The following is a 20,769-nucleotide window of genomic DNA, read 5'->3' on the forward strand; positions in this document are numbered from 1 at the left end:
TTAATTCATTAAAATATGAAAAAATTACTTCTTATTTTCATACACTTTCTATTTGTCTTCTCCTGCTATTCACAAACCAACGATGCGATAAGTTTTAGCTTGTTCATGATCGGTAATACCGGGAAGTTTAATGCAACAGTACCGGAATACAAAAGGCTGCCTGAATCAGTTTTGAATTATAACAAAAACCAGAAAGGTATTCTCTTATTAGGGAATAATCAGTTTCCTAATCTCTCTGATCTGTTGACTGAAAATAGTAAAAATAAAACAATTGGTTCACAGCTGGATACGTTAAACAAATTTGTAGGACCAATCTGCTTAGTGCCTGGTTGGGCCGATTGGTCGTATGGTACTCCAACAGGTAAAAAAATGGTAAAATGGGAGTATAAGACGTATCGTGAGTATCTAAATAATAAAGAGATCCATATGCCTGACTGGGGCTGTCCGGGACCGGTGGAGGTACACATAAACGATTCACTGACTATTTTGTTGCTGGATACGCAATGGTGGCTACATCCATTTGACACCCGCATGGGGAAATGTGACCTCGATGATACACCAAATGCCTGGTCCAATTTGCGAGATGCCCTCCGCCGAAACCAGGGTAAACAAGTAGTGGTAGCCGGTTATCATCCCATTATATCGTTTGGCGAATACGGTGGATATTTTCCACTTGCAAAAAGAATATTTGCCTTTCCTATTACTCTCTACCGAAAACTACTTGGCACCCGGGTGGATCTATCTCATCCTGACTATAAGGCTTTCCGCAAGAAACTTGAGTCAATTTTTGACGAATTCCCGAATGTAATTTATGCTTCCTCTCATGAAAGAAATTTTCAATATATAAAAAGAAGAAATGTGCACTATATCATCGGAGGGTCTTTAGTCGGAGGAAAATATATCAAGGAAAAGAGCCTGGAATGCGGAAGTAGAAAAGCCGGTTACACCAGACTTGATTTTCATCAGGATGGACGCGTAGAGTTGCTGTTCTTTCCTCTTGACAGTCCGAATAAGCATTTATTTAGTACTATCTTATATACTTATAAGGTTACTGGCACACCGCCGTCTTTAAGATTTCCGGGAACGTCACTGCCTGACAGTGCTATCCAATCAGCAAGCGAACAGTATATTGTTTCTTCCGGAACGTGGAAGTGGATGGGAAAGAACTACCGAGAACTTTGGGCCAAACCTGTTCAGGTGCCAGTCTTTGATATTCAGAAAGAACATGGCGGACTGAAAATCCTAAGACGTGGCGGAGGACAGCAAACTCACTCTATCCGTTTAGCAGATTCTCTTGACCATCAATATTCTCTGCGCTCTTTGGAAAAATACGTTGAGGGTGCTTTGCCTGACGAGGTTCACAATACACTTGCAATTGACGTAGTTCAGGATAATATTTCTGCATCGAATCCTTATGCTGCTTTAGTCGTTTCGAAGTTATCAGAAGTTGCAGGAATTTTGCATACCAATCCAAAAATTGTTTATGTTCCAGAGGACAACCGTTTGAATGAATATAAAGAAGACGTAGCCAATCAGCTATTTCTGTACGAGGAACATCCTTCTGGAGACTGGTCTGATACTGAAATTTTCGGTTCATCACACGAAATCATAGGAACCGTCGATCTACTTGATAAAATAAAAGAAAAATCAAATTGTCAAATAGATCAGCAGGCAGTGCTTACAGCTCGTCTTTTCGACACCTTCATTAATGACTGGGATCGTCATGACGATCAATGGCGTTGGGCTGCCTTTAAAGAAAACGGAAGCACAGTTTATCGGCCGATTCCAAGAGACCGTGACCAAGCTTTCTACGTAAACGAAGGCATTCTTCCCTGGATTGCCGCCCGAAAATGGTTAATGCCTAAAATACAAGGTTTTTCACCACGAACACCAAACATGGAAGGGTTGGTATCTAATGCTCGATATTTTGACCGAACTTTTCTCTCGGAACCAAACTGGAGAACATGGGAATTAACCATTGATTCCCTTCAAGCCCGATTAACTAATGAACAAATAAAAAATGCGGTAAATGCATTCCCAAGAGAGGTACAGCCTCTGTGCGCTAAGGAAACAATTGAGATTTTGGAAAAAAGAAGGGATAATCTCTTAAGTATGGCTCGTCAACATTACCTCATTCTCGCCAAAAATGTTGATGTGGTCGGAACCGATCTGAGGGATTTATTTGAGGTAAAACGTAAAAATGATTTGCAGACAGAAGTTTCTGTATATAGATTTCCAAAAGATGGGCAACAGGAACAAGCTTATTATCACCGAGTCTTTCTCACCAATGAAACTGAAGAAGTAAGACTGTATGGCTTAGGTGGTGGTGATTATTTTCATCTAATCGGTGATGTTTCGGACGGCATTAAAATTCGAATCATCGGGGGAGCCGGTCTGGATACTATCACAAATAAATCGCTGGTAGAATCACAGGGAAAGCAGACTATCGTCTATGATTTGAAAGATGATACCAAATTGCTTTTAAACAAAGATACCAAAGAACATTTGTCGCACAACAAAGATATAAACCAGTACGATCGTATGGCTTTCCATTACAATGTAGTAAGTCCTGGAATATTTGGAGGATATAATCAGGATGATGGCCTTTTCATCGGTGGTGGACCTATTTTCAATGTTTATAGATTTCGTCGTTCTGACGTGCATACCTTGATGGCAAATTATGCCATAAAAACAGGTGCTTTTAACTTTAGGTATAATTTCGACTCAAAAAGCACAAATATCGGTATAGATCATCATGTCGATTTTGAGTTAAAGGCTCCCAATTATGCAATGAATTATTTCGGAATGGGTAATGAGAGCACAAGTAATAACTTGTTTGATGACCGTTATTACCGTCTCCGTGTCAATCAAATAATGATGAGTTACGCTGCAGGGAAGAGATGGGGCAGAACGGCAATTCGAAAATCTCCAAACGGAAAAATTAACGAAAGTGAACTGCGAATTGGAGGATTCTTAAGGCGTTCGCAAGTCGAAGAAAGTCCTGGTCATTTTATTTCTGATTTAGCCCATAATGGCTTAACTCCTGAGGATTTGGAGAAACAAAATTTTGTGGGTTTTTTTGGCAGGTATACATATTCCAATCTCGACAATGAAATAACCCCCAAAAGAGGATATGCTTTTAGAGGAGAAGGGTATCAATTCTTTCAGCTAGATAACAGCTCAACTCACTTCTTTCGTCTTGTTGCAGACCTACGCACATATATTAGTTTTACAAAAGATCCTAGAAGTGTATTGGCTTTGCGGTTGGGGGGAACGAAGATATTTGGAGATTATACTTTCTTAGAGGCTGCAAAACTGGGTGGAAAAACTAACCTGAGAGGGTATTTGGCTGATCGTTTCTACGGGGACCAGGCAATTTATCAGAATTCAGAGTTCAGATTCAAGTTATTTAATTTCGCCTCATATCTTTTAAACGGTGAACTTGGGATCCTGGCTTTTTACGATACGGGACGAGTATGGCTCGAAAATGAAGATTCAGACCGTTGGCATAAGGGATATGGGGGTGGCTTTTGGTTATCGCCATTTGAAAAGACAATTCTTACAACTACCTATAACTTGAGCAAGGAGGACCAAATGTTACAATTTTCTTTCAACTTTAAATTCTGATTGGCTACTTTGTTTGTAACTATATTATTCTTTTCTTCTTTATGTGAATCAATACCTGGCGGAAACAGTATTCGTTTTCACAAACGTTTTCTCTCCGCAGTTTTACTCTTTCGTGTCTCACTGGTTCGACAAAAAAGTCACGTCCTTGTCTTTTGACAAATTCATTGAAGATTTTGAAATTCCCAAGGACTACAATATTTCCAAGATTGAAAAACGCATACTTCACCCGGTCCGGGATGAATTGAATAAGTTAAGCGAAAAGTCTTTTAACTGGAAAATTCATTATTCCAACGGAACAGAAAGAGGTTTTAACGAAGCAAAGCCCGAGGGAAGGGGTATTAAGCCAGTTAAAATCACTTTCGTGTTCTATTCTATACCCTGAACGACCGGGAACCACAACAACTTTCTGATTTTGACCATTCTGAGGCGCAAGTATTTCTTGCCGAAATGACTAAGAAATACAAGCTCACAGATGAAACCAAAAATATTCTTTATGGTGTTTTTCGGATCTATGGCCTGGAAAGACTTGTGTCAACAGAAAAGGAATTGAATGGAATGTTTAAAGGACTCACTGACATGGAATTTGTCAACCGAATCACCACTGAGGTCAGGAAGTGAAATTAAATAGGACACTTTGAAGGTCTACGCTTGGTTCATGTAATTGATAGATAATTTGAAAACCACCAGAGACATAGTACTTATATAGTTGATTTTCTTCTTGTTAGCATATTCAAATATACTAATTATTTATTCACCTGATTATTTCTTTTAAATACTGTAACACATTGAATAACTTTGCAATAAGGTTTTTACATCTTCAAAGTGTCCTATTTTCGCCTTCAATATGTCCTATTTTTTTTAATTCTATATGAAATGTATTCTGTAATGCCCGGTTCTATTGGAGTGCTGTCAAAGTTTTTACATTTCACGCCTTCAATGTGTCCTATTTTACACCTTCAAAGTTTCCTATTTTCGTCTTCATCGTGTCCTATTTTATATTATTTGGCATTTAATCTATACTAACTTATACTACTTGACATTTAAAGTGTACTATTTTCACCTTCATTGCGTCCTATTTTTCGCTCTGAAACACTAATAAAACGGTCTGATTCGATTACGCGGCAAATAACTATATTCTTAAAACAACTGTAGTTTTTTAATCAACATTTTATCTTGATTTTCTACAGGCGCCGGTTCCGATTTCCTGTAGGTCTCTTTTTGTCGATAAAAGTTGAACCAGGTGTCAGCTGCTGAAGATTTTCAGGCATTTGTTTTGTCGACATTTTTAAAATTAAATTGCTTTATATTAAATTTGTTAAAACTCGATTATGATTGTCTCAAAAGAAAAGTACGAAAAATCACTGCGTGTAGTAGATCAATTGCTGGTCGGGAGAAGTCTTGACTCTCTGTCAGATGATGAAAAGGTACAGCTGGAATTTCATACTGACATTGTTGAAGCATACGAAAAAGAATACTACCCCATCGAGTTACCTTCTTTAGTTGATGTTATTAAACTCCGCATGTTCGAAATGAATCTAAAACAGAAGGACCTGGCAAATTTACTTGAAGTATCAGCCACACTAATTTCACAATATCTGAATGGATGCAGTGATATTACTTTAGATGTTGCAAAAAAGATTCACAAAAAACTTGATATCGATGCTGATATCATTCTTCAATAATTGATCTCTCGATCATCTTAATACACGTTTTCATATACCCGGCCGATTGGATGGTTATTTTTTCGCCTGGGAAAGTGAGGACAAAAGTTCTACCATGTCTCAGCTGTAGCTGAGCGCCTGTCCACAGTAATTGTGTATATATACAATATAATGGTCTTAACTGGTTTTAATTTGTATATTTACACATATTTAATTCCTTAATTATGCGTGTCAATTTCCACCCTTGGTATGAATTGTCCGAAAAGCAGATTATTGCTGAGATAGGAAAACGGCTGAAAGGTTTCCGCCTGAACCAGAATATTACACAACAGGAACTTGGAGATATGGTCGGAAAAGGACCTGATGAAATCTCCAGGATAGAAAACGGGAAAGCTTTCACGATGATTACCTTTTTGAGAATTTTGAGAGCCCTTAATAAACTTGAATACCTGGATAAAATTCTCGAACCTCCCGGAATAAGTCCTATTCAGCTAATGAAAATCGAGGAAAAAAAATGTAGACGTGCTTCAAAAAAGAATAAACGATGAATATTAAAGTTCGTATATGGGACCAGTTAGTTGGTGCGTTAACCTGGAATGACAAGCGCAGAGTTGCTGTTTTTGAATACAGCCCCAATTTTGTTAAAAACGGTCCGGAGCTTGCACCTCTTTTAATGCCTCTCATAGAAGGAGAAAGTTATGAGTTCCGTACTCTTCCTTTTGATACCTTTAAGGGCCTCCCTCCTATGATTGCAGACTCCTTACCTGATGACTTCGGAAATTACATTCTGAAAGCCTGGCTGGTCAAACAGGGAAAGACTATAGAAAAACTCGCCCCGCTTGAAAGACTCGGCTACGTCGGGAAAAGAGGTATGGGAGCGCTCGAATATGAACCTGTTTTGGCTGGGGCGGATTTTAAACCAACCAACATTGATATTTCTGAACTTGTTGAAATTACCCGCAAAGTGTTCACCTCAGAAGGTCAGCAAAGTTATTCGGACCGTGAAGACAGTTTACTTGATAAAATCTTGAGAACCGGAACCTCTGCAGGTGGAGCCAGGGCAAAAGCCATACTGGCCCTCGATGAAATTAACCAGGAATATAAACCAGGGGACATCCTACACGGGCCGGACCATTCCGATTGGCTTATCAAACTTGACGGGGTAACAAATGATATACATGGGGACCCGGAAGGATACGGACGTATCGAATATGCTTACTACAAAATGGCCAATGATGCTGGTATAAACATGTCTGAGTCGAAGCTGTTAACGGAAGGCAACCGCGCTCATTTCATTACCAGGCGTTTTGACCGCACCGATGGTGAAAAAGTGCATATGCAAACCTTAAGTGGCCTGGCTGGTTTTGATTACAGACTCCCAGGCTCTTATTCATATGAACAGGTTTTCACTGTCCTTAGAAAAATGCGGTTACTACATAACGATTTTGTTGAGCAATTCCGGAGAATGGTGTTCAATGTAGTGGCCCGGAACCAGGACGACCACGCAAAAAATATCTCCTTTTTGATGCACAAAAACGGTCATTGGGCCCTTTCCCCGGCTTATGATGTGTCCTATAGTTACAACCCTGCGGGGATATGGACCAGCCAACACCAGCTGTCGATAAATGGGAAAAGGGATAATTTCGAAATCAATGACCTGCTCAAAATTGGAGAGGAAAATAACATTAGTTCGAGAAAAGCAATAATTCAACAGGTTATTGACGCTGTAAGTAAATGGGAAGTATTTGCGAAACAGGCTAATGTCCTCCCCCAACAGATTGACCAAATTAAAAGTACGCACAGGCTTTTTGTAAAAGGGCACAACACAGGAAACAAAAATTTAGTCTCCTTGTCATAGTAATAAATCCGGTAAACTCCTGGAGAAAGAGGGGGCAGCCGAACAGGTCTGTTTAGATTCACCCTTCACCGCAATAGTTGCAGATGTACTTCCATGCCCCAGTTTTTGTTTGACAATAAAAAACGTTACTTTCAATGGAGACAAACCGGTGAATAAATTGTATAAAAGCAGACAATGAAACCAAATCAACAAAGAATATTTCTTGATGGAACATAATAATTACCCAATACATCCCTATATGGGTGTATAACAGCAGCCCTTAACTGACATTGGAGAAATAACAATAATATTGATACACTCTAGTTGTTTGTCAACTTGAATTAAGCAGCCTAAATATAGACTTGGAATGAAACAGATTATTCACTTTACATCAGACTTTGAGAAATTAAAAAGTATAATAGTCAGTCAATCACTTAAACTTAACTATTGTAAAGAGGAGTTTTATTTAGGAGATAAAAAAATTTCAAGCGCAGCTCATCCAATGATATCATTCAGCGAATATGAAATTTCAACTATTAACGATGAGAAAATAACTTATGGTAGATTTGGCATTGCCTTATCTCAATCTTGGGTAGAAAAACATAGAATTCACCCTGTGCTTTACATTGATAAAAACTCAATTTTAGCAAACTCACTTGCTGACTTATTAAAAGCCAGACGAAAAAATGCAAAAACTCAACTTGCACCTCATGTTAGATTATCAATAATGACAATCAAATGTTTTACAAAAAATGCAAAAGGGTTTAACAGTTACTTTAATCGCCCAAATTTTGATTTTAGGAAGGAAAATGAGTGGCGATATGTTCCAACCAAAAAGCAAATCGGTGGAGGGTTAATATCTCAAGACAGAAGTAAATATATAGTCAAGCAGGATTATTACAACAAAAAACTTGAGCCATATTCGTTGAAATTCAGGATTAAAGACATTGAATGGATTTTTGTAGAATCGAATGAGCAGTTGAGTGAGATAATAAAATTGCTTCAGATTGATAAACAAAAAGTAAAATTAAGCAATTGGCAGACAAAGTAAAAAGGCGAACACACAACAAATAGTATATGGCAGGCCGGGGTTTTAGCGGTCGGACAAGTCAGACCTTACGCCCACTTTCCTGCTGAAAAGAGAAGAAACCTAATTACACATGTAAGATGAAAAATCTTGAAATAAAAACACCTTCCGAATATTATCGAATGAGACGACCAGAATACTTTTCGGATTCGAAAGTGAGTTCTGACGTTGTATTGACAAAGGAGGTTCTTGCATTAGAACTTGAAAAGATTTCAACTAATCAAAAGCAAGATTTATTTGAAGGTTTTTGTAGACGACTCGTAGAAAAAGTTATTGCACCTAATTTGATACCACAAACTGGACCAACTGGAGGTGGTGATGGAAAAACTGACGCAGAGACCTATCCCGTTTCAGAGGAAATATCTGATAGATGGTTTATACCTGAAAATGGTTGGAACAAAGATGAAAAATGGGCCTTTGCCATAAGTGCGAAAAAAGAATGGAAAACTAAAGCTGAAAGCGACATCAAGAATATTCTTTCTACTAAAAGAGAATACACACGAATCTATTTTATATCTAACCAGACTATTTCAAGTAAAAAACGAAAAGATGCTCAAGATAAGTTTATTGAAAAATACGGGATTGACGTTGTTATTTTAGATGGAACTTGGTTATTGGAAGAAGTATTTAAAAATAATTTTATTGATATAACGGTAGATTCATTAAGTCTATCAAGTGTATATAAATACACAAAAGTTTTACATGGGGCAAATGATGTTGAAAGGAATAAATTACTTGAAGAACTAGAAGAGAAAATTCAAAATCCTAATCGTTATTCTGAGTACGATTTTCAAAAAGTTGAAGACGCACTAGAAGCAGCCATTTTAGCAAGAAAGCTGGAAAAACCAAGAGAAGAAGTAGAAGGAAAGTTTGATAGGGTTGTTCGGTTTTGTAAAAAACTAAACTTTAATAGGCTTTGGATTAGAATACATTACCAAAAGGCATGGACATATTTATATTATTATAACGACTATTCTGCATTTATAGAAGAATACAAACAAATTAAGCAATATATTTCACCTAGTTCAACCGCTGATGAACTAGAATTATATGTAAACTTATTTAATTCCTTAAGAGGGATTTGTGCATTCAATTGCAATCTTGAGGATTTCAATATTAATTTAGAAAATGAAAAAAAAGCGATTTATTCTCTTTTAGAAGAAGTCTCTAAAGATGAAACTAGACCATATACTTCATTAAAAGCCGAAATTGATTTTTATTTTCAACAATTAATGGATACTCCTGCAAAAAGAGAAAATCCAGCCCCAATAATTCTTAAACTTCATTCTAGTTTGGAAAAAACAGACGGAATGATAGAGTTCCCTTTTGAAAGTTACCATCAAATGTTTGAAGAGATGGGTGACTTATTTCCCACTAGTGTTGAATATGATAAACTAATCGATTTGATTGCATCTATTTCAGAAAAACGTTCTTCTGAATTAGCAGCGGGTAGAGTATTCTTACAAAGAGGTGTACAAAAACATACTAAAAAACTTTACAAAGAGAGTATAGTTTTTTATGGAAAAGCTGTAATTAAACTAGCTAAAGATGAAACTCAATACGAGTTAGGATTTGCTCTTCGCAGTTTAGGTCATGCATTTTGGGAATTAGGATTGTATTGGGCATCAAACAATTGTTTTATATCAGCAAACTTCATTGCTTTTAAGTTATGGTATCAGCAAAGTAAATTAGATAAGCGTACTTTTGAATGTACCAAACAACTCGCAACCAACGAACTATTACTGGGGAGAATCCCTGCTTTTTTAACTTGGTACGAATTATTACAAGTAATAAAAGGACAAATAGATGTTGATGAATCTAAAGACGAAATTCCGATTTTAGAAATGCTTGATGCTTATTTGTCTGTAAGATTGGCAAATACAAATGATTTGCATAATAGTCTCTCATTATTGCCGGACATATTAGAAAGAATGGCATTATGGCTCTCTCAAAATATTGTACTTTTTAGGTTGGGTCACTCTGATTTAATTATTGAAGAATACAAAAACTTAAATATTAACTCAGAATCAGAATTACAAAGCTATTTCGAATTAACAGCTAATCAACCCTTACGTAATCAATTAATTTATGACACTGATTTTTTGTCTGAAAAGGAGGTGGTAATTAAATCAAAAATTCTTGGTTGTACATTTAAATATGTAATGCAAAATGACATAGAATTGTTGTTAGCCGCTGAAACACTTGCCGCTTTTTTCGAAAACTATTTATCTACTTCCTTAACAAAATTAGCGGCTAAAACAGAAGAGATTGAAATACGATTGAGAAGAAAGAAGGAATTGAAATTATTCAAATTCACAATTGATGAATCAGGTTCCAAATTCGATTTTGAAATCGACAAATTCAGTTTTCCTAAAGAATCTTTCAATGACGTCCAATTAAAGATGGTTGAATTAACTAGTAGGATTTTGGCAAATAATTTTATGACTGATGACATTAAAGGTTATTTAGAAAATTTATATAAAAACGAAGAACTCAACGAAAGATTAGCTTTTGTTTATGAGCATAGAAATTTTACAACAAATATTTTAGGGGATAATCCAAAATTATTCTTCGAGGCATGGACAAAAGGAGCAAAAGATTATAAGAAAAAAGAGGGCAAACTTATAAACTTTGAAATAAAAGAGAAAAAGAAAGAAAAACAAAAAAAAGTTCCTAAAGAAGGTTTTCAGGGATATAATCCAACTAGGCATGACGAAAATAAGGTTATTTCGATAATCCAAGATAAATTATGGGACGAAGCAAAATGGAACGGATTTGGTCCATTTTATGCACCTGGTATTGGCTATGGAATTTTCCTATCATTTGTAAATGGCAATCCTGCTAAATCTATATTCGAAAATTGGATAACTCGATTTGGAAAAGAAGACACTAAGGATATTATTAAAGTAACTATTATCAAAGGAGTAAATAAAGAAAATCCTTATTGGTATAAAGTCCATATTACAGCAAATATGGTAGCTCTTGCTTCAGATTCTAAAGAAAGGTTTTTTAATGTTACAGCACGTTTTCATTTAATGACACCCAATAATCCGGAAAACATGCACAGAATTGAGCAAATAATTAAAAGTGGACAAAAGATTCTGTTTTGCCCTGCCCAGATGACCCCAGACGGCAGAGATATTGAACCTTTCTTTGACAAGGGAATTGTCAAATTAAAAATAGATATCAAAAATGCATGGGAACTTGGATTAAATGACCCAGCAGGTGTAGCCATACTAAATGACGATAATCCAATTATACCTAGCGGAGTGAATGATGCTCCTGTGTTAGAGATTTTAAAAAAGAGAAAAAATAAATAAAGCACGAAATGGTAACATTTTAGGAATTAAGGCACAGTTGGGCCCTGAAAAAAGGCAGTAGGTTTGCATACTTACTGCCTTTTTTTTGGGTAACTGCGCTCAAAATGCACGCCCAATTGTGTTTTAATTCGTGTTGGGCTTAACCGTTGCTGTTCAAAGCTATACACTATGGGGATTGAATGGTTTTTCTGCATCCTTTCCGTTGTTTTTCTGCCGCCGGTTTTGCTATTTTACCTGTTTTGGGGCCGGGACCCGGATATTGGGCACGTTTTTCGTTTCCACACCGGACATACTTTTCCCGTTCAGCCAAAAACAGGGAATTTTTAGCCGGTAAACCGGTTGTGCAATTTTTCAAAGAACGATTTGCAGAGTATCACTATCCGGGTTCCCACGGAACATCTTTCACCAAACCGGCAAAACGCAGCCTTCCTTTTTTACATACCGGGCAGTTGGGCTGCCGGAAGTTTTGGATACATTCCAGGATTTCAGTCCACACCGTATCCTGTCTTTCCCAAACCTGGCCGCCATCTTCCAGTGCCTCTTCTTTCCGGTTTTCGACCTCTTGTGCCAGCAGTTGTTTTGCCGCCAGGATGTTTTGTTTACGGTAACGGCTCGATAAAATTCCATAGTACCGCACTTTAAAAAAGCCCTTTGGCAAAATGTGCAACAAAAACCGGCGGATAAACTCATCCACATCCAGTTTCATTTCCCTGAACCTGCCTGTACGGTAATCTTTCCACGAAAAACGCACTTTCCCGTCTTTCACTTCAATAATACGCCGGTCGGTAATGGCAATACGAAACACGTAACGCGAAAGGTATTCCAGTATTTTTTCAGGATTGCCCATGGGTGCCTGCACATTCACCACCCAGTCCTTTTTGTATAAAGGCGTGAGGAAGCGGTTAAACTGCACAGGCCCTTTTATGCCTGCCAGTTTGCCGTGAAAATCGAGTTCCCCTTTTTCTTTGGCTTGTTTTAGCAAATACAGAAACTTTCCCCTGAACTTTTTTGCCAATATCTTGCCTGCGATGAAAAAGTTGTTTTTGGCCGGTACATGCACCCAGTGTTCGCGGTCGAAGCTGAGGCCGCCCGCCGGCATAATACAATGCAGGTGTGGGTGTTCCTTCATGTTCTGCCCCCAGGTATGGAGTACGGTAACCAGGCCAATATCAGCGCCCAGGTGCTTTACGTCACGGGTAAGTTCGAGCAGGGTTTGTGAAACAGCTTTAAATAATAAACCATACATCGCCTTCTTATTTTGCAGGCAAAGCGGGTTTAACTCATGCGGCAGGGTGAACACCAAATGGTAATACCCCACCGGGAGAAGTTCTTTCATCCGTTTGTCCAGCCATTCCAGTTTTTCTTTTTGCTGGCACACAGGGCAGTGGCGGTTGCGGCAGGAGTTATAAGATTTCTCTGTATAGCTGCAATGGTCGCATTTCTCGAAATGGCTTCCAAGGCCCCCGGTGCGGCACGCCGACAGCAGGTGGATTAAGCTCTGCTGCCCTTTTGTTACCTTGTTTTGGCTGATGTAGTTTCCCCCGTATTCACGCAGTAAACTTCCTACAGTTATTTGTTCCTGCATAGCCCCTCCAGTCCTTCCAGCGTGTCCAGCGGGTTTACCACCTGGCTTGTGTTGAGTTGCTGCACGTGGAGGTATTTGAGCGTGTTGCTTAAATCGGAATGCCCCATCAGGCGCTGTATGGCCAGGATGTTGGTGCCCTGTTCGAGGTGGTGCGTGGCAAAACAATGCCGGAAAGTGTGTGGCGTGTAAGGCTTTTTAACCTGTGGCGTGCGGTGCCGTGCATTAATACAAATAGTCCGTACTGCTGTAATGCCCAGGTGGGTACCTTTTCCTCCCGCGCCTTCAAAAAGGTAATGCTGCGGCTTGTACTTTTTGTAATAATCCCTTAAAACAGAAAGTAAAACCGGCGATAGCGGCACTTTACGTTGTTTCAGCCCTTTGCCTTCCTGGATGTTTACCTGCATCCGCCGGCTGTCAATGTCGGTAAGTTTGATGTTTACACTCTCTGATACCCTGGCCCCGGTGGAATAAATGAGCATGATGATAGCGCGGTGCTTGAAGTTGTCAATAGCCCCAAGTACATCGCTCACTTCGTCTTTTGATAAAACCAGCGGGAGTGTTTTGGCAACCTTTGGCGTTGGAAGGTATTCTTTTGCCCACTCCTTATGGTAAATATTTGTAAAGAGGAACCGAAGGGCGTAGTAGCCCATTTTTACACTGCCCGGTTTGTGGTTCCCATCGGTGAGCATACTTTGAAAATAGGCCCTGAGTTCTTCTACTCCCGTGTGTTCCGGGTCTTTTTTGCAAAAGTTACTGTAATCGGCAATGTGCCACCAGTAACTTTTACGGGTCCTTTCACTTAAATTGCGTAAAACCGCTTCCTGTTCAAAGCTTTTTTTAAATTTGTCATAATAATTAATTTTAAATGATTAAATGCCTCAAAGATACTGGTTTTCGGTGGCCTGTAAAACCACCGAACGCCAGTGAGGTTAAGTTCAACATTTTAGGAATTAAGGCACAGTTGGGCCCTGAAAAAAGGCAGTAGGTTTGCATACTTACTGCCTTTTTTTAGGGTAACAGCGCTCAAAATGCACGCCCAATTGTGTTTTAATTCGTGTTGGGCTTAACCGTTGCTGTTCAAAGCTATACACTATGGGGATTGAATGGTTTTTCTGCATCCTTTCCGTTGTTTTTCTGCCGCCGGTTTTGCTATTTTACCTGTTTTGGGGCCGGGACCCGGATATTGGGCACGTTTTTCGTTTCCACACCGGACATACTTTTCCCGTTCAGCCAAAAACCAAAAGTTTTAGCCGGTAAACCGGTTGTGCAATTTTTCAAAGAACGATTTGCAGGGTAGGCACTATCCGGGTTCCCACGGAACATCTTTCACCAAACCGGCAAAACGCAACCTCCCTTTTTTACATACCGGGCAGTTAGGCTGCCGGAAGTTTTGGATACATTCCAGGATTTCAGTCCACACCGTATCCTGTTTTTCCCAAACCTGGCCGCCATCTTCCAGTGCCTCTTCTTTCCGGTTTTCGACCTCTTGTGCCAGCAGTTGTTTTGCCGCCAGGATGTTTTGTTTACGGTAACGGCTCGATAAAATTCCATAGTACCGCACTTTAAAAAAGCCCTTTGGCAAAATGTGCAACAAAAACCGGCGGATAAACTCATCCACATCCAGTTTCATTTCCCTGAACCTGCCTGTACGGTAATCTTTCCACGAAAATCGCACTTTGCCATTCTTCACTTCCAAAATCCGCCGGTCGGTAATGGCAATACGAAACACGTAACGCGAAAGGTATTCCAGTATTTTTTCAGGATTGCCCATGGGTGCCTGCACATTCACCACCCAGTCCTTTTTGTATAAAGGCGTGAGGAAGCGGTTAAACTGCACAGGCCCTTTTATGCCTGCCAGTTTGCCGTGAAAATCGAGTTCCCCTTTTTCTTTGGCTTGTTTTAGCAAATACAGAAACTTTCCCCTGAACTTTTTTGCCAATATCTTGCCTGCGATGAAAAAGTTGTTTTTGGCCGGTACATGCACCCAGTGTTCGCGGTCGAAGCCCAGGCCCCCTGCGGGCATGATGCAATGCAGGTGTGGGTGTTCCTTCATGTTCTGCCCCCAGGTATGGAGTACGGTAACCAGGCCAATATCAGCACCCAGGTGCTTTACATCGCGCGTAAGTTCAAGCATAGTTTGTGAAACGGCTTTAAATAATAAACCATACATCGCCTTCTTATTTTGCAGGCATAGCGGGTTTAACTCATGCGGAAGGGTGAACACCAAATGATAATACCCCACCGGGAGAAGTTCTTTCATCCGTTTGTCCAGCCATTCCAGTTTTTCTTTTTGCTGGCACACAGGGCAGTGGCGGTTGCGGCAGGAGTTATAAGATTTCTCTGTATAGCTGCAATGGTCGCATTTCTCGAAATGGCTTCCAAGGCCCCCGGTGCGGCACGCCGACAGCAGGTGGATTAAGCTCTGCTGCCCTTTTGTTACCTTGTTTTGGCTGATGTAGTTTCCCCCGTATTCACGCAGTAAACTTCCTACAGTTATTTGTTCCTGCATAGCCCCTCCAGTCCTTCCAGCGTGTCCAGCGGGTTTACCACCTGGCTTGTGTTGAGTTGCTGCACGTGGAGGTATTTGAGCGTGTTGCTTAAATCGGAATGCCCCATCAGGCGCTGTATGGCCAGAATGTTGGTGCCCTGTTCGAGGTGGTGCGTGGCAAAACAATGCCGGAAAGTGTGTGGCGTGTAAGGCTTTTTAACCTGTGGCGTGCGGTGCCGTGCATTAATACAAATAGTCCGTACTGCTGTAATGCCCAGGTGGGTACCTTTTCCTCCCGCGCCTTCAAAAAGGTAATGCTGCGGCTTGTACTTTTTGTAATAATCCCTTAAAACAGAAAGTAAAACCGGCGATAGCGGCACTTTACGTTGTTTCAGCCCTTTGCCTTCCTGGATGTTTACCTGCATCCGTCGGCTGTCAATGTCGGTAAGTTTGATGTTTACACTCTCTGATACCCTGGCCCCGGTGGAATAAATGAGCATGATGATAGCGCGGTGCTTGAAGTTGTCAATAGCCCCGAGTACATCGCTCACTTCGTCTTTTGATAAAACCAGCGGGAGTGTTTTGGCAACCTTTGGCGTTGGAAGGTATTCTTTTGCCCACTCCTTATGGTAAATATTTGTAAAGAGGAACCGAAGGGCGTAGTAGCCCATTTTTACACTGCCCGGTTTGTGGTTCCCATCGGTGAGCATACTTTGAAAATAGGCCCTGAGTTCTTCTACTCCCGTGTGTTCCGGGTCTTTTTTGCAAAAGTTACTGTAATCGGCAATGTGCCACCAGTAACTTTTACGGGTCCTTTCACTTAGATTCCGTAAAACCGCTTCCTGTTCAAATCTTTTTTTAAATTTGTCATAATAATTAATTTTAAATGATTAAATGCCTCAAAGATACTGGTTTTCGGTGGCCTGTAAAACCACCGAACGCCAGTGAGGTTAAGTTCAACATTTTAGGAATTAAGGCACAGTTGGGCCCTGAAAAAAGGCAGTAGGTTTGCATACTTACTGCCTTTTTTTTGGGTAACTGCGCTCAAAATGCACGCCCAATTGTGTTTTAATTCGTGTTGGGCTTAACCGTTGCTGTTCAAAGCTATACACTATGGGGATTGAATGGTTTTTCTGCATCCTTTCCGTTGTTTTTCTGCCGCCGGTTTTGCTATTTTACCTGTTTTGGGGCCGGGACCCGGATATTGGGCACGTTTTTCGTTTCCACACCGGACATACTTTTCCCGTTCAGCCAAAAACCAAAAGTTTTAGCCGGTAAACCGGTTGTGCAATTTTTCAAAGAACGATTTGCAGGGTAGGCACTATCCGGGTTCCCACGGAACATCTTTCACCAAACCGGCAAAACGCAACCTCCCTTTTTTACATACCGGGCAGTTAGGCTGCCGGAAGTTTTGGATACATTCCAGGATTTCAGTCCACACCGTATCCTGTTTTTCCCAAACCTGGCCGCCATCTTCCAGTGCCTCTTCTTTCCGGTTTTCGACCTCTTGTGCCAGCAGTTGTTTTGCCGCCAGGATGTTTTGTTTACGGTAACGGCTCGATAAAATTCCATAGTACCGCACTTTAAAAAAGCCCTTTGGCAAAATGTGCAACAAAAACCGGCGGATAAACTCATCCACATCCAGTTTCATTTCCCGGAACCTGCCTGTACGGTAATCTTTCCACGAAAATCGCACTTTGCCATTCTTCACTTCCAAAATCCGCCGGTCGGTAATGGCAATACGAAACACGTAACGCGAAAGGTATTCCAGTATTTTTTCAGGATTGCCCATGGGTGCCTGCACATTCACCACCCAGTCCTTTTTGTATAAAGGCGTGAGGAAGCGGTTAAACTGCACAGGCCCTTTTATGCCTGCCAGTTTGCCGTGAAAATCGAGTTCCCCTTTTTCTTTGGCTTGTTTTAGCAAATACAGAAACTTTCCCCTGAACTTTTTTGCCAATATCTTGCCTGCGATGAAAAAGTTGTTTTTGGCCGGTACATGCACCCAGTGTTCGCGGTCGAAGCCCAGGCCCCCTGCGGGCATGATGCAATGCAGGTGTGGGTGTTCCTTCATGTTCTGCCCCCAGGTATGGAGTACGGTAACCAGGCCAATATCAGCGCCCAGGTGCTTTACGTCACGGGTAAGTTCGAGCAGGGTTTGTGAAACAGCTTTGAACAACAAGCCATACATCACTTTCCTGTTTTGCAGGCATAGCGGGTTTAACTCATGCGGCAGGGTGAACACCAAATGGTAATACCCCACCGGGAGAAGTTCTTTCATCCGTTTGTCCAGCCATTCCAGTTTTTCTTTTTGCTGGCACACAGGGCAGTGGCGGTTGCGGCAGGAGTTATAAGATTTCTCTGTATAGCTGCAATGGTCGCATTTCTCGAAATGGCTTCCAAGGCCCCCGGTGCGGCACGCCGACAGCAGGTGGATTAAGCTCTGCTGCCCTTTTGTTACCTTGTTTTGGCTGATGTAGTTTCCCCCGTATTCACGCAGTAAACTTCCTACAGTTATTTGTTCCTGCATAGCCCCTCCAGTCCTTCCAGCGTGTCCAGCGGGTTTACCACCTGGCTTGTGTTGAGTTGCTGCACGTGGAGGTATTTGAGCGTGTTGCTTAAATCGGAATGCCCCATCAGGCGCTGTATAACCAGAATGTTGGTGCCCTGTTCGAGGTGGTGCGTGGCAAAACAATGCCGGAAAGTGTGTGGCGTGTAAGGCTTTTTAACCTGTGGCGTGCGGTGCCGTGCATTAATACAAATAGTCCGTACTGCTGTAATGCCCAGGTGGGTACCTTTTCCTCCCGCGCCTTCAAAAAGGTAATGCTGCGGCTTGTACTTTTTGTAATAATCCCTTAAAACAGAAAGTAAAACCGGCGATAGCGGCACTTTACGTTGTTTCAGCCCTTTGCCTTCCTGGATGTTTACCTGCATCCGTCGGCTGTCAATGTCGGTAAGTTTGATGTTTACACTCTCTGATACCCTGGCCCCGGTGGAATAAATGAGCATGATGATAGCGCGGTGCTTGAAGTTGTCAATAGCCCCGAGTACATCGCTCACTTCGTCTTTTGATAAAACCAGCGGGAGTGTTTTGGCAACCTTTGGCGTTGGAAGGTATTCTTTTGCCCACTCCTTATGGTAAATATTTGTAAAGAGGAACCGAAGGGCGTAGTAGCCCATTTTTACACTGCCCGGTTTGTGGTTCCCATCGGTGAGCATACTTTGAAAATAGGCCCTGAGTTCTTCTACTCCCGTGTGTTCCGGGTCTTTTTTGCAAAAGTTACTGTAATCGGCAATGTGCCACCAGTAACTTTTACGGGTCCTTTCACTTAGATTGCGTAAAACCGCTTCCTGTTCAAATCTTTTTTTAAATTTGTCATAATAATTAATTTTAAATGATTAAATGCCTCAAAGATACTGGTTTTCGGTGGCCTGTAAAACCACCGAACGCCAGTGAGGTTAAGTTCAACACGTGGTATAAGTCATGGCTGGGTTTGTGCGGATTCGACAAGTCGAATCTCGTCCCAACCTTAGTTTCGGTCGGACAATCAGACTTTCGTCTGACCGCCACGACCTGATACCAACACCTTTAACGCCAAGTTTAAAAGAAAATCGACTATGAATAACTATTTGAAATTGCTTCTTCATTTAAAACAGTTTGAGGGTGACGGGAAAATGCATCCAATTGAACAGTTATTCCCTGACTTGACAACAAGTGAAAAAGGAAACATTTTTAAAGAACTCGTGGATGAAAATTTCATCGTATTGGCAGGGAGAGAACCTCGATATGACTCGTACATTTTCGAGCAAAACATTTTGACTGGAGAATCAAAAATAACTGAAAGCCCATTTAATAAGCTAAACAGAGAAATACCAGAAAATGAATACAAGGCAAAAATCACTTTTAAAGGTTCAAAATATTTAAAAGAGGAACTCGAAATGCAGGAAAAAGGAAAATACAATATCAACGTATCTGGAAGCGGAGCAAACAATACATTTGTGATTGAATCAAACAATGTTACAATCGACAACAGACCTGAGTTCTCAAAGAAAATTGAAAAAATAATTGAAACGATAAAATCTGACAATTCGATTGACGAAGAATTAAAGGCAAATGCAATTTCCGATTTCCAAAACGCAAAAATGGAAGTTAATAAATCAGGAAAATTACCTGAGAAAATCATGAAAGGAATATTGCAATATGGTTCGCAAATTGGTTCTATTGGAAGTTTACTTTATCAGTTGTTCACCGGTGCTTAATCTTACAACCTAAAGAAATATATGGAATACTCCAATAAAATAGAATTACTTGAAGGTTTAAAAAACTTCGTAAGTAATTACCAAGAGCAAGACAAACCGGATGTAATAAAAAGACATGTTACAATGGTTGTTGAGAAAATTATGGGCAATGATAAATATAAATCTGAGATAGCTCAGATTAAATTTGTTCCAAGTATGGTTGCTCACAATGTTCCAGGATTTGAAGATGCTTCAATAACATACAGAAGGATTTTCAATCAAGGCAAACAGGAGATGGTTTCATTAATTCAGACGATTTTGAAAGATATTGAAATCGACAATCAAATAGATTCAAGTGTAAAAGAAAACCTTTTACATACTACAGACATTGATTTAAATAGAATTTTTATAGTGCATGGTCATAACAATGAAATTAAACTCGATGTCGCCAGAACATTGGAGAAATTAGATTTAGAACCAATAATCCTGCATGAGAAACCTAATTTAGGAAGGACTTTAATCAACAAGTTTACTGACTATTCAAATGTAGATTTTGCAATAGTAATAATTTCTGCTGATGATTATGGATATTCCAAAAAAGATGGAGAGAGTAATAAAAAATTAAGGCCAAGGCAAAATGTAGTATTTGAGTTAGGTTATTTTATTGCGAAATTGGGAATAGAAAAAGTCTTCCCGCTAATTGAAAATGAAAAGATTGAGGATCCGGGAGACTTTGATGGAGTTGTATATGTACCGTATAACAGTGGATGGAAAAATCAATTAGTCCTTGAACTAAAATCTCTTGGATATAAGATTGATGCAAACAAACTATATGAATAAAAAACTAAGCCAAACAGGCTCATAAGCGATGCGAACTGAAACGGATAAATACCAAATGAAATCATTAATAAAGCCTCTTCTATAC

15 protein-coding genes are annotated in these 20,769 nt (G+C 40.1%); 9 read left to right on the forward strand and 6 right to left on the reverse strand.

Annotation, left to right across the window (positions count from 1 at the left end; genetic code table 11):
• Positions 1 to 15 precede the first annotated feature (15 nt).
• The 7 genes from GJU82_RS08185 (at position 16) to GJU82_RS08215 (ending at position 11,532) form a co-directional block, all read left to right on the forward strand.
• Positions 16 to 3,627 carry a BamA/TamA family outer membrane protein gene (locus GJU82_RS08185; protein WP_153631702.1) on the forward strand — a complete coding sequence of 1,204 codons (3,612 nt, stop codon included), beginning with the start codon at positions 16 to 18 and terminating at the stop codon, positions 3,625 to 3,627.
• A 112-nt stretch (positions 3,628 to 3,739) separates the two neighbouring features.
• Positions 3,740 to 4,009, forward strand: coding sequence for a hypothetical protein (locus GJU82_RS17945; RefSeq protein WP_373921457.1), 270 nt, complete (start codon positions 3,740 to 3,742; stop codon positions 4,007 to 4,009).
• Positions 4,010 to 4,955: 946 nt separating this feature from the next.
• Positions 4,956 to 5,309, forward strand: a complete 354-nt coding sequence (locus GJU82_RS08195) for a type II toxin-antitoxin system HigA family antitoxin (RefSeq protein ID WP_153631704.1) — start codon at positions 4,956 to 4,958, stop codon at positions 5,307 to 5,309.
• 203 nt (positions 5,310 to 5,512) lie between these two features.
• A complete protein-coding gene (locus GJU82_RS08200) occupies positions 5,513 to 5,836 on the forward strand; it encodes a helix-turn-helix domain-containing protein (protein ID WP_153631705.1) in 324 nt (107 codons plus the stop codon).
• The gene (locus tag GJU82_RS08205; RefSeq protein ID WP_153631706.1) at positions 5,833 to 7,146 is read left to right on the forward strand and encodes a type II toxin-antitoxin system HipA family toxin; all 1,314 of its coding nucleotides are present in this window, start codon (positions 5,833 to 5,835) and stop codon (positions 7,144 to 7,146) included. Before GJU82_RS08200 ends, GJU82_RS08205 begins: the two co-directional genes overlap by 4 nt.
• A 346-nt stretch (positions 7,147 to 7,492) precedes the next feature.
• Complete coding sequence (locus GJU82_RS08210) at positions 7,493 to 8,176, forward strand: abortive infection system antitoxin AbiGi family protein (RefSeq protein WP_153631707.1); 684 nt, start codon at positions 7,493 to 7,495, stop codon at positions 8,174 to 8,176.
• A 116-nt stretch (positions 8,177 to 8,292) separates the two neighbouring features.
• Complete coding sequence (locus GJU82_RS08215; RefSeq protein WP_153631708.1) at positions 8,293 to 11,532, forward strand: hypothetical protein; 3,240 nt, start codon at positions 8,293 to 8,295, stop codon at positions 11,530 to 11,532.
• Between the two features lie 376 nt (positions 11,533 to 11,908).
• Here GJU82_RS08215 and GJU82_RS08220 read toward each other — a convergent pair whose 3' ends face one another.
• From GJU82_RS08220 to GJU82_RS08245, 6 genes are all read right to left on the reverse strand, one after another.
• Complete coding sequence (locus GJU82_RS08220; RefSeq protein WP_153630598.1) at positions 11,909 to 13,117, reverse strand: IS91 family transposase; 1,209 nt, start codon at positions 13,115 to 13,117, stop codon at positions 11,909 to 11,911.
• Positions 13,102 to 13,977, reverse strand: coding sequence for a site-specific integrase (locus tag GJU82_RS08225; RefSeq protein ID WP_228488754.1), 876 nt, complete (start codon positions 13,975 to 13,977; stop codon positions 13,102 to 13,104). Before GJU82_RS08225 ends, GJU82_RS08220 begins: the two co-directional genes overlap by 16 nt.
• Positions 13,978 to 14,417: 440 nt before the next feature.
• Positions 14,418 to 15,626: an IS91 family transposase gene (locus GJU82_RS08230; RefSeq protein WP_153630599.1), complete on the reverse strand. Its 1,209-nt coding sequence runs from the start codon at positions 15,624 to 15,626 to the stop codon at positions 14,418 to 14,420.
• The gene (locus tag GJU82_RS08235) at positions 15,611 to 16,486 is read right to left on the reverse strand and encodes a site-specific integrase (protein WP_228488755.1); all 876 of its coding nucleotides are present in this window, start codon (positions 16,484 to 16,486) and stop codon (positions 15,611 to 15,613) included. Before GJU82_RS08235 ends, GJU82_RS08230 begins: the two co-directional genes overlap by 16 nt.
• 440 nt (positions 16,487 to 16,926) lie before the next feature.
• Positions 16,927 to 18,135, reverse strand: a complete 1,209-nt coding sequence (locus GJU82_RS08240) for an IS91 family transposase (RefSeq protein WP_153630610.1) — start codon at positions 18,133 to 18,135, stop codon at positions 16,927 to 16,929.
• Positions 18,120 to 18,995 carry a site-specific integrase gene (locus GJU82_RS08245; RefSeq protein WP_228488756.1) on the reverse strand — a complete coding sequence of 292 codons (876 nt, stop codon included), beginning with the start codon at positions 18,993 to 18,995 and terminating at the stop codon, positions 18,120 to 18,122. Before GJU82_RS08245 ends, GJU82_RS08240 begins: the two co-directional genes overlap by 16 nt.
• Positions 18,996 to 19,223: 228 nt before the next feature.
• Between GJU82_RS08245 and GJU82_RS08250 the strand changes: the two genes are divergently transcribed.
• Both GJU82_RS08250 and GJU82_RS08255 read left to right on the forward strand, forming a co-directional pair.
• The gene (locus tag GJU82_RS08250; protein WP_153631709.1) at positions 19,224 to 19,865 is read left to right on the forward strand and encodes a hypothetical protein; all 642 of its coding nucleotides are present in this window, start codon (positions 19,224 to 19,226) and stop codon (positions 19,863 to 19,865) included.
• 21 nt (positions 19,866 to 19,886) lie between these two features.
• Positions 19,887 to 20,684 (forward strand): TIR domain-containing protein, encoded by a 798-nt coding sequence (locus GJU82_RS08255; RefSeq protein WP_228488629.1) that lies wholly within the window; start codon positions 19,887 to 19,889, stop codon positions 20,682 to 20,684.
• Positions 20,685 to 20,769: the final 85 nt, after the last annotated feature.

Source organism: Prolixibacter sp. SD074 (assembly GCF_009617895.1).
In the GTDB taxonomy this organism is placed as follows: Bacteria; Bacteroidota; Bacteroidia; order Bacteroidales; family Prolixibacteraceae; genus Prolixibacter.

Bases quoted from the DNA above. Each gene is read 5' to 3' on its own strand.
- GJU82_RS08185 (WP_153631702.1), top strand. From the start codon at position 16: ATGAAAAAATTACTTCTTATTTTCATACACTTTCTATTTGTCTTCTCC.
- GJU82_RS08195 (WP_153631704.1), top strand. From the start codon at position 4,956: ATGATTGTCTCAAAAGAAAAGTACGAAAAATCACTGCGTGTAGTAGAT.
- GJU82_RS08200 (WP_153631705.1), top strand. From the start codon at position 5,513: ATGCGTGTCAATTTCCACCCTTGGTATGAATTGTCCGAAAAGCAGATT.
- GJU82_RS08205 (WP_153631706.1), top strand. From the start codon at position 5,833: ATGAATATTAAAGTTCGTATATGGGACCAGTTAGTTGGTGCGTTAACC.
- GJU82_RS08210 (WP_153631707.1), top strand. From the start codon at position 7,493: ATGAAACAGATTATTCACTTTACATCAGACTTTGAGAAATTAAAAAGT.
- GJU82_RS08215 (WP_153631708.1), top strand. From the start codon at position 8,293: ATGAAAAATCTTGAAATAAAAACACCTTCCGAATATTATCGAATGAGA.
- GJU82_RS08220 (WP_153630598.1), bottom strand. From the start codon at position 13,117: ATGCAGGAACAAATAACTGTAGGAAGTTTACTGCGTGAATACGGGGGA.
- GJU82_RS08230 (WP_153630599.1), bottom strand. From the start codon at position 15,626: ATGCAGGAACAAATAACTGTAGGAAGTTTACTGCGTGAATACGGGGGA.
- GJU82_RS08240 (WP_153630610.1), bottom strand. From the start codon at position 18,135: ATGCAGGAACAAATAACTGTAGGAAGTTTACTGCGTGAATACGGGGGA.
- GJU82_RS08250 (WP_153631709.1), top strand. From the start codon at position 19,224: ATGAATAACTATTTGAAATTGCTTCTTCATTTAAAACAGTTTGAGGGT.
- GJU82_RS08255 (WP_228488629.1), top strand. From the start codon at position 19,887: ATGGAATACTCCAATAAAATAGAATTACTTGAAGGTTTAAAAAACTTC.